The sequence below is a fragment of the Lysobacter concretionis Ko07 = DSM 16239 genome (assembly GCF_000768345.1).
Taxonomy (GTDB): Bacteria; Pseudomonadota; Gammaproteobacteria; order Xanthomonadales; family Xanthomonadaceae; genus Novilysobacter; species Novilysobacter concretionis.
This window is the reverse complement of the sequence record NZ_AVPS01000007.1, coordinates 95,260-107,630: the sequence shown is the minus strand read 5'-3', so window position 1 is coordinate 107,630 and position 12,371 is coordinate 95,260. Positions and strand designations below refer to the sequence as shown.

The 12,371-nt window shown below is 70.7% G+C and carries 15 protein-coding genes; 9 read left to right on the top strand and 6 right to left on the bottom strand.

Annotated elements, in window-relative coordinates; all coding sequences use genetic code 11:
* Together N792_RS09785 and N792_RS09780 are read left to right on the top strand one after the other, a co-directional pair.
* Positions 1-837, top strand: coding sequence for an OmpA family protein (locus tag N792_RS09785; protein ID WP_084105676.1), 837 nt, complete (start codon positions 1-3; stop codon positions 835-837).
* Between the two features lie 45 nt (positions 838-882).
* Positions 883-1,428 carry a gamma carbonic anhydrase family protein gene (locus N792_RS09780; protein WP_036194546.1) on the top strand — a complete coding sequence of 182 codons (546 nt, stop codon included), beginning with the start codon at positions 883-885 and terminating at the stop codon, positions 1,426-1,428.
* A gap of 4 nt (positions 1,429-1,432) precedes the next feature.
* Here the strand turns inward: N792_RS09780 and N792_RS09775 are convergent, their stop codons facing one another.
* Genes N792_RS09775 through aroE form a run of 3 tightly spaced genes read right to left on the bottom strand, consistent with a single transcriptional unit; the run spans position 1,433 to position 2,961 of the window.
* Positions 1,433-1,690 (bottom strand): YkgJ family cysteine cluster protein, encoded by a 258-nt coding sequence (locus N792_RS09775; protein ID WP_052103909.1) that lies wholly within the window; start codon positions 1,688-1,690, stop codon positions 1,433-1,435.
* A 49-nt stretch (positions 1,691-1,739) separates the two neighbouring features.
* Complete coding sequence (locus N792_RS09770) at positions 1,740-2,084, bottom strand: hypothetical protein (RefSeq protein WP_156969372.1); 345 nt, start codon at positions 2,082-2,084, stop codon at positions 1,740-1,742.
* Between the two features lie 25 nt (positions 2,085-2,109).
* Positions 2,110-2,961, bottom strand: a complete 852-nt coding sequence (aroE, locus tag N792_RS09765) for a shikimate dehydrogenase (protein ID WP_036194542.1) — start codon at positions 2,959-2,961, stop codon at positions 2,110-2,112.
* 43 nt (positions 2,962-3,004) lie between these two features.
* On the opposite strand from aroE, the gene N792_RS09760 reads away from it, so the two are divergent.
* Positions 3,005-3,934 (top strand): TolB family protein, encoded by a 930-nt coding sequence (locus tag N792_RS09760; RefSeq protein WP_036194540.1) that lies wholly within the window; start codon positions 3,005-3,007, stop codon positions 3,932-3,934.
* A 209-nt stretch (positions 3,935-4,143) separates the two neighbouring features.
* On the opposite strand, the gene hemB is transcribed toward N792_RS09760, so the two are convergent.
* The 3 genes from hemB to N792_RS09745 form a co-directional block, all read right to left on the bottom strand.
* A complete protein-coding gene (gene hemB, locus N792_RS09755; RefSeq protein ID WP_084105674.1) occupies positions 4,144-5,136 on the bottom strand; it encodes a porphobilinogen synthase in 993 nt (330 codons plus the stop codon).
* Between the two features lie 107 nt (positions 5,137-5,243).
* Complete coding sequence (locus N792_RS09750) at positions 5,244-5,492, bottom strand: hypothetical protein (RefSeq protein ID WP_036194536.1); 249 nt, start codon at positions 5,490-5,492, stop codon at positions 5,244-5,246.
* Between the two features lie 75 nt (positions 5,493-5,567).
* Positions 5,568-6,599, bottom strand: a complete 1,032-nt coding sequence (locus tag N792_RS09745) for a chorismate transformation FkbO/Hyg5 family protein (RefSeq protein ID WP_052103906.1) — start codon at positions 6,597-6,599, stop codon at positions 5,568-5,570.
* 258 nt (positions 6,600-6,857) lie between these two features.
* Between N792_RS09745 and N792_RS09740 the strand changes: the two genes are divergently transcribed.
* The 6 genes from N792_RS09740 (at position 6,858) to N792_RS09715 (ending at position 12,336) form a co-directional block, all read left to right on the top strand.
* A complete protein-coding gene (locus N792_RS09740) occupies positions 6,858-7,127 on the top strand; it encodes a phosphopantetheine-binding protein (RefSeq protein ID WP_036194534.1) in 270 nt (89 codons plus the stop codon).
* 38 nt (positions 7,128-7,165) lie between these two features.
* Entirely contained in the window at positions 7,166-7,858 is a 693-nt protein-coding gene (locus tag N792_RS09735; protein ID WP_036194532.1) for a COG4648 family protein, read from the top strand.
* Positions 7,859-7,966: 108 nt separating this feature from the next.
* Entirely contained in the window at positions 7,967-8,299 is a 333-nt protein-coding gene (locus N792_RS09730) for an ApeI family dehydratase (protein WP_224743884.1), read from the top strand.
* Positions 8,296-9,273, top strand: coding sequence for a lysophospholipid acyltransferase family protein (locus tag N792_RS09725; protein ID WP_052103904.1), 978 nt, complete (start codon positions 8,296-8,298; stop codon positions 9,271-9,273). The genes N792_RS09730 and N792_RS09725 overlap by 4 nt, the downstream gene beginning before the upstream one ends.
* Positions 9,194-9,946, top strand: a complete 753-nt coding sequence (locus N792_RS09720; protein ID WP_232220005.1) for a LolA-related protein — start codon at positions 9,194-9,196, stop codon at positions 9,944-9,946. The genes N792_RS09725 and N792_RS09720 overlap by 80 nt, the downstream gene beginning before the upstream one ends.
* The gene (locus tag N792_RS09715; protein ID WP_036194529.1) at positions 9,943-12,336 is read left to right on the top strand and encodes an MMPL family transporter; all 2,394 of its coding nucleotides are present in this window, start codon (positions 9,943-9,945) and stop codon (positions 12,334-12,336) included. Before N792_RS09720 ends, N792_RS09715 begins: the two co-directional genes overlap by 4 nt.
* Positions 12,337-12,371: the final 35 nt, after the last annotated feature.

The following is a 12,371-nucleotide window of genomic DNA, read 5'->3' as shown; positions in this document are numbered from 1 at the left end:
ATGCGTCCAGACCCTCACTCCCGCGCATTCCCTTTGCTGCTGTGGGGCCTCGTGCTCGCAGGCGTGGCTGCGCTCCCGCCCGCCTCGGCCCAGGGGGCGTCTGCCACGGCCACTGCTGGCCAGCCGCCTGCGGCGACGGCCGCGGCCAGGCCCGTGATTGCCGCCGGCACCGTGCCCGATGAGGCCACCCGCGCCGCCGTCCTCTCGCGCCTGCGTACGTTGTATGGCGCGGAACGGGTGGTGGACCGGATCGAGGTCGATGCGGTGATCGCACCGCCGAACTGGGGCGAGCGCGTGGTTGGCATGCTCGGCCCGGATCTGCAGCAGGTATCGGTCGGCGAGCTCAGCATCGACGGCAACAGCGTGCGTATCCGCGGCCAGGTCGCCAATGAAGCGGCGCGCCAGCAGGTTGCCAGCGCGATCGCCACCGCTGCCGGGCCCAGCTACGTGCTCAAGAACGCCCTCGCCGGCGGTGGCGCCAGCACGCAGGACGTGCTCGATCGGACGCTGGCCGACCGCATTGTGGAGTTCCAGAGCGGCAGCGCCACGTTGACCGACGGCGGCCGGGCGATCCTGGACGAGATGGTCGTCGCGCTGGCGCAAGTGGGTCACCAGCAGGTGCAGGTGATCGGCCATACCGACAGCGTCGGCTCGCGCGCGGCCAACATCGGCCTGAGCCTGCAGCGCGCGATCGCGGTCAAGGCCTATCTGGAGCAGCGTGGCGTCAGCGCGGACCACCTGGGCGTGCAGGGCTTCGGACCGGACCGTCCGGTGGCCGACAACGCGACCGACGAAGGACGGGCACGCAACCGGCGCATCGAGTTCCGCGTGCTGTAACGCGTCCCGGATGCCTCGGACGGTGGTGGGCACTAGACTGTCGCAATGACCATCCGACCCTTTCTCCAGCACACCCCCCAACTCGGCGCGCGCGTGTACGTCGATGCCGCCGCGACCGTGATCGGCGCGGTCACCCTCGCCGACGACGTGTCCATCTGGCCGGGCTGCGTGGTCCGCGGTGACGTCAACTCGATCCGGATCGGCGCGCGCACCAACGTCCAGGACGGCGCGATCATCCACGTCACCCACGAAGGGCCGTTCACCCGGCCCGGCGGATTCCCGACCGTGATCGGGGAGGACATCACCATCGGCCATGGCGCGGTCATCCACGCCTGCAGGCTGGAGGATTTCTGCCTGGTCGGCATGGGTGCGATCGTGCTGGACGGGGCAACGGTGTCGCGCTACGGCTTTGTCGGCGCCGGCGCGGTGGTGTCGCCGGGCAAGACTGTCGGCGAAGGCGAGTTGTGGCTGGGCAACCCGGCCCGGTTCGTGCGCAAGCTCGGCGAGCGCGAGATCGAGCAGCTGCAGTACAGCGCGCAGCACTACATGCGCCTGAAGGACGAGTACCTGCGTATGGCGGCGGACGCCTGACGGCTCAGCCGGGCCGCGTCGCCTGCTCCAGTTCGGCCAGCCACGCCATCGCGTCTTCCCGGCCACCGCCGCACATCTCCAGCCCGGGCCGCAGCGACGCGCAGAACGCCGGTCGCTCCGGCTTGCCGAACAGCTTGCAGCGCAAGCGCTCATCCAGCTGGACGCAGGCGATGCCCGCGGGCTTGCCGTCCGGCATCCCGGGAATCGGCGAGTTGATCGACGGCGCGATACAGCACGCGCCGCAGTTTGTCCGGCAATCCATGGGGTTCTTCTGTCCAATCGTGATGCTGGGTCGTCAGTAGCGCAGGCCGTCAACTCTGGTCCCAGGCCTCGACGATCAGCTGGTCATTGCCATCGCAGGCCAGAACCTCCTGCTGGTTCCATTCGATATCGCCGCTCCAGCCCGCCGGAAGCACGTAATCGTCGCCAATCACCAGGGGACTGGCATTGGCGGGCAGTCCGGCCTTGATGATGGGCAGCAGAACGCCAGCGGCGATCACGTATTTGTTTGGATAGCCGTTACCGCCGAGATCGACTGCCTTGCTGTCCTCGACCAACTGGTCAAGCCACTTCAAACCGAAGACGCCGGTCGTCCAGCGGGCAATGGAAACATCCGGAGCAGTCGGGCGGTATACGCGGACATCCCAGCCGAGCATCGTGGCAGCTCCCTGCAGGACTTGATCAGGCCATCGCCGCCGGCGAGCCGCTTTCGGCGCGCAGCTCGGCGTAGATCGCATCCGCATCGGGGCGCACGCCGTGCCAGCACTTGAAGCTCTCGGCGGCCTGTTCGACCAGCATGCCCAGGCCGTCGATCAACTGGTCGGCACCGCAGGCGCGGGCCCAGGCGAGGAAGCCGATCGCGGCCTCGCCATAACCCAGGTCGACGACGTCGCCGCGCGGGGCGATCAGGCTGTTGGGCAGTGGCAGTTCGCCGCCGTCGCTGGCATGGCCGATCGAGGTGGCGTTGATGATCAGGTCGAACACGCCCAGCGTGTGCAGGTCGGTGAAGTTGCGCGGGTGGACGCGGGCGGGTTCGCCGAGCAGGTCGGCCAGCGCGTCGGTGCGGCTGTCGGTGCGGTTGACGATGACGAGTCCGGAAATGCCGGCGTCCAGCAGGGCCGGCGCGACCCCGTGGGCGACGCCGCCGGCACCGATCAGCAACACCCGGCGGCCGCGCAGGTCCTGGCCGTGGCGGTCGGTGAGGTCGCGCACCAGGCCGAGCCCGTCGGTGTTGTCGCCGTCCCAGCCGGTGGCGGTGCGGATCAGCGTGTTGACCACGCCGCAGCGGCGTGCGCGGTCGCTGAGGTGGTTGCAGACCGTCGCCGCGCGCGCCTTGTGCGGCAGGGTGACGTTGGCCCCGGCACCGCCGGCGGCGGCGAACTCGGCCAGCGCGGCATCGAAACGCTCCGCGGTGGCATCGATCAGGCCGTACTCCATCGCGATCCCGGTCTGGCGGGCGAATTCGGCGTGGATGCGGGGGGACAGCGAGTGCGCGACCGGATGACCGATCAGGGCAAATCGGGGAGTGGACATGGCGGGCCTCACTTAGACTGCGGGGTGTCAATGGAGATGCGAGATGCGGTATCGCACGGCCTTGCTGGCCACCAGTCTACTCGTCGGCGCTTTGGCTGCGGGCACCGCCGGGGCGTTGTCGGAATTCGGCATCGAGGGCATGCACGTGGTGTCCACCCGGGCCGATGAGGTTCGCGCCAGCGTCGCTCCGGACGGGCAACGGATCGTCTGGGCCCGTAGCCGCCGCGAGGACGGGGCGCACATGCCGGGTCGGGAACTGTGGCAGGCGCGCCTGATCGAAAACCGCTGGCAGGACGCCATTCCGCTGTCCTTGAACGGGACCGGCGAGGATTTTGATCCGGCCTTCAGCGGCGATGGTCGTTGGCTGTATTTCGCGTCCAACCGCGAGGGTGACGCGGGCGGTACCGACCTGTACCGCGCGCCGGTACTGGCCGCCGGTGGATTCGGCGAGCCGCAGAGCCTCGGGCCGGGCGTGAACGGCATCGGCGACGAGCGTGCGCCCAGCGTGAGCGGGGACGGTCTTCGCCTGCTGTTTGCCGGCAACGGCCACGGCGGTGCCGGCGGTTTCGATCTGTTTGTGGCGCATTGGGACGGGGCCGCGTTTGTCGATCCCCGACCGCTGCCGGGAATCAACACCGTTGCCGACGAAATTGACGCGGCCTGGCTGGGCGATGGCGAGGCGATCGTGTTCGCCCGCGCCGACGCGACGACCAATGCGACGACCGGTCCGGGGGCAACCGCTCCGACCCGGCTGTACCTCGCCCAATGCGACGGATCACGCTATGCCGTCGCCGCACCGCTGGCGCTGTCATTCAACACCGCCGAAGGCAGGACCCTCGGCCCCGCGCTCGACTGGAGCCGGCCCGGCGAATTGCTGGTCAGTGGCATCGCGCCGTCGCCGCGTGCCGGGCAGACCGATATCTACCGGATGAAGGCGCCGACGGTGACCGGAAGCCCGGGTTGCGTCGAATAACGCCGCGCCGCCCGTAGGAGGGAGGTCAGTCGCGAATTCACTGATCCGTCGGATGTCGTGCTGCGCGCAACATTGCGGTTGCGCGGTCCCGGATTTCACTCAGGCCGTGACAATGCCGGCCGGTGGTTGTTGCGGCGTTTGTGCCCGACGTCGCTGCTGCAACCGGAGGACCTCCCGTCGGACAGCGGAACCATGGCGAGCGCCGCGACTCAGTCCTCGCGCAACCAGCGTGCCGCGTCCAGCGCGAAATAGGTCAGCACGCCGTCGGCGCCGGCGCGCTTGATGCTGGTCAGCGCCTCCAGCGCGCAGGCGCGTTCGTCGATCCAGCCGTTGTCCGCGGCGGCCTTCAGCATCGCGTACTCGCCGCTGACCTGGTAGACGAAGGTCGGCACGCCGAACTCGTCCTTCACCCGCCGCACGATGTCCAGGTACGGCAGGCCGGGTTTGACCATCACCATGTCGGCGCCTTCGGCCAGGTCGAGGGCGACTTCGTGCAGCGCCTCGTCGGCGTTGGCCGGGTCCATCTGGTAGGTCTTCTTGTCCGCCTTGCCGAGTGCGCCGGCGCTGCCGACGGCGTCGCGGAACGGGCCGTAGAAGGCGCTGGCGTACTTCGCGCTGTAGGCCAGGATGCGGGTGTGGATGTGGCCGGCGGCTTCCAGCGCCTCGCGGATCGCGCCGATGCGGCCGTCCATCATGTCGCTGGGGGCGACGATGTCGACGCCGGCGGCGGCGTGCGACAGCGCCTGCCTGACCAGCGCCTCGACGGTCGCGTCGTTGACCACGTAGCCGCTGTCGTCGAGCAGACCGTCCTGGCCGTGGCTGGTGTAGGGGTCGAGCGCGACATCGGTGATCACGCCCAGCTCGGGGAAGCGCTGCTTGAGCGCGCGCACCGCCCGCTGGCACAGGCCGTTCTCGTCCCACGCGGCGGCGGCGTCCAGCGACTTGGCCTCCGGCGCGGTGACCGGAAACAGCGCCAGCGCGGGAATCCGCAGCTCGCAGGCCTGCTCGGCGACCTTCAGCAGTTCGTCGATCGACAGCCGTTCGATGCCGGGCATCGACGGGATCGCCTCGCGGCCCGGCAGTTCGTGCACGAACACCGGGTAGATCAGGTCGTTGGTGGTGAGGACGGTCTCGCGCATCAGGCGGCGCGAGAACTCATCGCGGCGCATCCGCCGCGGACGGGTATGGGGATAGCTGCTCATGGCGGAGCATTCTACGCGGCCGGGTGGACCGGATCAGGTCGGACCGGGTCAGGGTGGACCGGGTCAGGCCCGGCGGCGATCCGGGCCGGGGTGCCCGGCGACAGGCGTCAGAGAATCCCGCCGCCGATGCTGAGCCGGACGATGCCGACGATGATCACGATGCCGTTGAGCATCAGTCCGGCCTTGGCCCGGCCGCGCTTCTCGGTGCGGGTGAACAGGATGCCGATGCCGGCGATGAGTGCGCCGACGGCGGCGAACGGGATCAGGAACCAGTTGCCCCAACCCAGCAGTGGAATCAGTGCCACCACCATCCAGAGCATCGCCACGATGCCCCACAACAGGCTGATCAGTCCCATGTCGATATCTCCGTCAGGCAGGTGGATAGGGGGATTGGACGCCATCTTGGCGCCGCGCGCGACGGCGGTCGCGGCTCAAAGGTCATGCACGCCGTCGATTTCCACCCGCAGCTCGCGGCGGCAGACCTGTGCGTGCAGCAGGATGCGCGGCACCCCGGGGGCGAGGCGTTGTTCGAGCAGCGCGGCGACGTGGTCCAGCTCGGCCAGGTCGCGCACGTAGACCTTCAGCCGCGAGCGCGGGCCGAAGTGCGTCGGCAGCGTGGGGCGGTGCTGGCGCGCGGTGGCGATGAGGCTGTCGAAATTGGCCAGGGTCTCGTCGATCTGGGTCTCGATCGAATCGGCGTGGAGGGATTCATGGCCGACGATCGCGGCGGTGCCCGACAACAGCAGCGGCATCGCGGCGGTGGATGGCGGCAGCATCGCGCGGGCGAAGCTCGGCGATTGCGGGCCGTAGCGGCGCGGGTACCGCCAGGCGCTGAGCTGGCGCGGATTCTCCAGCGGAACCCCCGGGACTTTGGCGGCCAGCCAGTAGACCTGCAGGCGGCGCTGGCCATCGACACGACCGATCGCGGTTGCCGCCGGCAGGCAGGCCGCGTCGAAGTCGCCCAGGCCCCTGGCGCGGCCGACACAGAAGCGCCGGTAGCGCTCGTCGTCGCCGTCGCCGTCGGTGATCGCGTCGAGGTAGTTCCAGACCCGCAGCAGGTGCGGATAGCCGCGCTGCAAGGTGACCGCGAGCAGGCGACGGTAGGCGGTTTCGGCGGCGGTCCCGATGTCCTCGCCATCGGGTTCGTCGATCTCGATCGCGCCGAACTGCAATGCGCCATCCTCGGCCCAGGCCACGTCGCCGTCGCGCCCGCGCTGCACGCCGGGCTGGCCGCGCCAGACTTCCAGCGGGGTGCGGGTCGGCGGTGCGTGGGCCTGCGCCTGCGCTTCCTGCGGCTGCAAACCGATCTGCAGGTAGCGCGGGTCAGCACTGGCCGGTGCGGCCGTGCCGAAGCCGAATACCGCCAGCGTGTCATCGGCCGCGAGCAGGGTGTCGAGGTCGTCGTGGCTGTAATCGACGCTCAGCCGTGCGGCGGTCGATGCGAACGGGGCGGCGGCGTTCATGGTGCTGCCTGGAGCGTCCGGGCTGGTGCGTGGCCGGGGCGGCGGGCGTCATGCACGCGACCGGCGTGATCCGCGCTGCGGGGCGTGTTGGCACGCCGCGCGCCGGTGTCGGCGGGGATCCGTTCGGGAGTGGAGTCGATCATGCCGTCTTGAGTCATGCCGGCCATGATAGCCGCTGCCCCGTAACGGCCCCGCGGTTGCGCGGCGCGGCGGCATGCCGGATCGTTGCGCTTTTGATCCCTCCGGAAGCCTGACCCGATGTCCGCACAAAGCCCCGCCGAATCCGCCCTCGCGCAATTGCTGGTCGACAGCCTGAACCTGGAAGGGGTCTCCCCGGCTCAGATCGATCCGGAGGCGGCTTTGTTCGGCGAAGGGCTCGGGCTGGATTCGATCGACGCGCTCGAGCTGGCGCTGGCGATCAGCAAGACGTACGGCTTCCAGCTGCGTTCCGACAACGAGGAGAACCGCCGTGTGTTCGCGTCCCTGCGCGCGCTCGCGGCGCACATCGAGCAGCACAAGGCGGCCTGAACGGTCTCCCGATTCCTGATCGTCGGCGCGCGTCGCGCATGAATCCCGTCGTGGTGCTGCGGCTGTTGCTGGCCGTCGCCTATCCGCTGCTCGCCCATCGCGCCAGTGTGGACGGCGACAACGCGTTGGCGGCGGTGGCGCTGCTTGATCTGGTGCTGATCGTGCTGCTGCAACCACTGGCGCGCTGGCGCGGGTGGGCCTGGGTGCTGCTGGCAATCAGCGTCGCCGGCCTGTGGGCGCTGCGCGACGGGAACGTGCCGGTGTTGCTGCTGCTCGCGCCGCCGATGCTGTTCGCGGCGTGGGTGTCGTGGTTTTTCGGCCGCAGCCTGCGGCCCGGCCGGGTGCCGCTGATCAGCCGCATCGTGGCCGCGCTGGAGGCATGCGAGCCGTCCGCGCTGAAACCCGAGCTGCAGCGCTATACCCGCCGGCTGACCTTCGCCTGGGCCCTGTTGCTGGGTCTGCTGGCGCTGGCCGACGGCGTGCTGGCGTTGATCGCGGTGCCCGACGGCGTGCTGGTCCGGCTCGGCCACCCGCCGGTGCTGAGCGTGTCCCAGCAGGCCTGGTCGTGGTTCGCCAACCTGCTCGACTACGGCATCCTCGGTGGCTTCTTCATCGGCGAGTACCTGCTGCGGCAGCGCCTGTTCCCCGATCCGCCGTACCGCAACTTCCTCGATTTCCTGCGCCGGATGGGCCAGCTCGGGCCGGCGTTCTGGCGCGGGCTGTTTCGATGAGAGTTTCGATGAGAGTTTCGATGAGAGTTTCGATGAGAGTTTCGATGAGGGCTTCAACGGAGCGCAGGTGACCGCGCGGCCGCTGGCTTATCCTTGCCGGTTCCGCCGTTGCCGCGACTTGCCGTGCCGTCGACCTCGTTCGTGATCCCCGCCGACCACCCCTGCCTGGCCGGGCATTTTCCCGGCCGGCCGCTGGTGCCTGGCGTGGTGATGCTGGATCGCGTGCTCGAGGCGATCCAGGCGGCCTGCCCGCAACCGCTGCCGGCCACGTGGCGGTTGCCGCAGGTCAAGTTCCTGCAACCGCTGCTGCCTGGCGAGCCGGCCACGATCGAGCTGGTGCCGATGGCGTCCCTGAAGGACGCGCTGCGCTGGCGGTTCAAGGTCCTGCGCGGGGCGGAGGTGCTGGCCAGTGGCGAGCTCGTGGCCGGGCCGGCGCCATGAGTGCCGGCTGGACCCGGCGCCCCGAAGGCGGCGGGCGGCGGGCGCTGTGGTTGATCCGCACCGTGGCCCGCATCGGCGGGCGTGGGCTGGCGCGCGCACTGCTGCTGCCGATCACCGCGTACTTCCTGGTCGTGCGCGGCCCGGAGCGACGTGCATCGCGCGACTATCTGGCCCGGGTCCACGGCCGCCCGGCGCGACTGTTCGAGGTCGCCCGCCACATCCACGCGTTCGCCGCCACGATCCTCGACCGGGTGTTCCTGCTGGGCGGCGAACTGGAGCGTTTCGACATCGGCGTGGAGGGTGACGCGGCCTTGCTGCGGCAGCTTGAGCGCGGCCGCGGGGTGCTGATGTTCGGCTCCCATCTGGGCAGCTTCGAGGTGTTGCGCGTGCTGGCGGTGCAGCGTCCGGAAATCCCGTTGCGGGTGGTGCTGGATGTCGGCCACAACCCGGCGCTGACCGGGCTGCTGGATGCGCTGAATCCCGGCGTCGCCCGCACCGTGATCGACGCCGGCCAGAGCGGGCCGTCGCTGCTGCTGGCGATCAAGGAGGCGACCGATGCGGGCGCGCTGGTGGCGCTGCTGGTCGATCGCGTCCAGCCGGGCCAGCCGTCGCGGTCCGCGCCATTCCTGGGGGATGAGGCGCGGTTTCCGGTCGCGCCGTGGCTGGTCGCCAGCGTGCTGCAGGTGCCGGTGGTGCTGGGGTTCGGCCTGTACCGCGGCGGCAACCGCTACCGGCTGGTCTTCGAGTTGTTCAGCGAGGGCATCGCGATGACCCGCAGCGAGCGCCCGGCGGTACTGGGCGAGCTCGTTCAGCGCTACGCCAGCCGCCTGCAGCACCATGCCCGCAGTGCGCCGTACAACTGGTTCAACTTCTATGACTTCTGGCGGGCCGACGATGAAACGACCGATGTTCACCCTGACGATGCTGGCGGGCGTGCTGCTGGCAGGCACGTGCTCGCCGGTGGCGGCGACTGAGCAGGTTGCGCGCCGCGCACCCGCCCAGGCCGCGTCCGGCACCGTCAGCGCCGACTGGATCCTCGGCAAGCTCGCCCAGCCGGTGCCGGTGCGCACCGCGTTCGTCGAACTGCGCGAGTCGCGGATGCTGAAGAATCCGCTGCGCCTCAGCGGCGAATACCGCCGGCCGGCGGAGGACGTGCTGGTGCGCGAGGTGCGCGTGCCCTACGCGGAGACCACCACGATCGTCTCCAACAAGGCAGGCGGCGAGGCGACCATCGAGCGCGCCGGCAAGCCGCCGCGCACGTTCCCGCTGTCGCGCGCGCCGGAACTGGCGGGCCTGCAGGCCAGCTTCGGCGCGCTGTTGTCCGGCGACCGCGCGGCCCTGGGCGAGTACTACGCCGTCCGCAGCGGCGGCACGCGCGAGCGCTGGACGCTGACCCTGACGCCGCGAGCGGCATCGATCTCAGCCACATCGGCCTCCTCGACGCCACGGAGCACCGAACCGGCCAGCCGTCTGCGCGACATCACCCTGTACGGGCAGGGCGCGGAGCTGCGCTGCATCGAGACCCGCATGACCAATGAACCCGCGCCGCAACGCACCTTGCTGGCCAGCGCCGCCCACGCCGCGGCCGGGGTCGATGACACTGCCGGCCTCGCCGCCCTGTGCCACGACGGCGTGCCGGCGCGATGAGTCCGTCGCGGCGGCTGTCGCTGGCGCTGGCCTGGCTGGGGCTGCTGCTGGTCGCGGGCTGGTGGGTCGGCCAGCACCTGCAGGTGAGCGGCGACCTGCGCAAGTTCATGCCGGCTGCGCGCACGCCGGCGCAGAAGCTGCTGATCGACGAACTGGGCGAAGGCCCCGGCTCGCGCCTGCTGCTGCTGGCGTTGTCTGGCGATGCCCCGGACACGCTGGCCGGCCAGTCGACGGCGCTGGCGGAGGCGCTGGCCGGGGACGCGCACTTCACGCTGGTCGCCAACGGCGCGGCGGCCGGCGGCGAGGCGATGCTGGAAGCGATTCCCGCGCGCCTGCGTCCGTACCGCTACCTGCTGTCGCCCACGCTGGATACCCACGCGTTCGATGCCGCCTGGCTGGCCGACCAGCTGGACGCGCGGCTGCAGGATCTGGGCTCGCCGGCAGCGGCGCTGATCGAGCCGCTGCTGCCGGCCGATCCGACCCTGGAAGTGCTCACGCTGGCGGAGGCCTGGCAGCCGGAAAACGCACCGCGACAGCTGCACGGCGTCTGGTTCGACCGCGCCGGAAACCAGGCCCTGCTGGCGGTGCAGACCACCGCGGCGGGGTTCGATCCGGGCGGCCAGCAGGCGGCGGTCGAGGTCATCGAGCGCGCCTTCGCGCAGGTGCTTGGCGACAGCCCGGCGCAGTTGACGATGACCGGGCCGGGCGCGTTTTCGGTCGAGGTCGGCGGGCGCACCCAACGCGAGGCCAGCTTCATCGGCAGCCTCGACGGGCTGGTGTTCGCGCTGCTGCTGCTGATCGCCTACCGCAGCTGGAAGGCGCCGCTGCTGGGCGCGCTGCCGCTGGCCAGCGGCGGACTGGCCGGACTGGGCGCGGTCGCGCTCGGCTTCGACGGCGTGCACGGCATCACCATCGCGTTCGGTTTCACCCTGATCGGGGTCGCGCAGGACTACCCGATCCACCTGATCAGCCACCAGCGTCCGGGCCTGTCGCCGTGGGACAACGCGCGCGCGCTGTGGCCGACCCTGGGCACCGGCGTGGTCGCGACCTGCATCGCCTACCTGACCTTCCTGGTGTCGGGCGTGGAAGGCTTGAAGCAGCTCGCGGTGTTCACCATCGCCGGCCTCGGCGTCGCCGCGTTGGCGACCCGCTTCCTGTTGCCCGGCCTGATCGACACCGCCGAGAACGGCGGCAAGGCGTTTGATGCGGCGACCTCGCCGGCGATGGCCTGGCTGTGGGCACGGTTCTCGCGCTGGCCGCGGCTGGGCGTGGTGGCCGGCCTGCTGCTGGCCGTGGCCAGCGCGGCGGTGACCGGCTTCGCGCCCGGCTCGTTCTGGCAGAACGACCTGTCGCGGCTGACCCCGGTGCCGGCGCACCTGCTGGCGCTGGACGGCGAGTTGCGTGGCGAGCTCGGCGCGCCCGACGTGCGCTACCTGGTCGTGCTGCAGACCGATGACGCCGAGGCGGCGCTGCAGGCCTCCGAGCGCCTGCTGCCGGTGCTGCAGCGCCTGCGCGCCGACGGACGGGTGCAGGGGTTCGACCTCGCCTCGCGCTACCTGCCCAGCGCCGCCACCCAGCGTGCGCGGCAGACGCGTCTGCCGGATGCGGCAAGCCTGCGCGCGACCCTGGAGGAGGCGCTGGCGGACAGTCCGTTCCGCAGCGACGTGTTCGAACCGTTCCTGGCCGATGTCGCCACCGCGCGTCAGGCACCGCCGCTGACCGCCACCGACCTTGCCGGCACGCCGCTGGCGGCGCGGGTCGACGGCCTACTGCTGCGCGGCGACCACCACGCCACCGCGCTGGTCGCCCTCAGCGGCCTGGACGATCCGGCCGCAGTCGCACGCGCGATCGAGCCCTACGGCGCGCAACTGCTCGACCTCAAGCAGGCGTCCGAATCGCTGGTCGCCGAGTACCGCGTCCGCCTGCTGTGGGCGCTGGCGCTGGCTGCGCTGCTGCTGCTCGCGACCGTCTGGATCGCGCTGCGTGACAGCCGCCGCGTGCTGCGCGTGCTCGCACCGATGGCGCTGACCACGCTGCTGATGCTGGCCGTGCTGCGGGGCCTGGGGATCGAGCTGAACCTGTTCCACCTGGTCGCGCTGATCCTCGCCGCCGGACTGGGGCTGGACTACGGATTGTTCTTCGACCACGCCGGCGATGACCGCGACAGCCAGTTGCGCGCGCTGCACGCGATCGTGGTCTGCAGCCTGGCGACCCTGCTGGTGTTCGCGCTGCTGGCGACCTCGAGCATCCCGGTGCTGCAGGCGATCGGCAGCACCGTGGCGATGGGGGTGGCGTTCAACTTTGTGCTGGCGCTGCTGATCGTGCGCCAGACCGCCGTGGACGGTCCGCCCGCGCCCTCGTCGCGCGATCTCGCGCGGAGCCGGCTGTGAGCGTGCGTGGCGTGGATGCAGGTGACGGGTCCGAG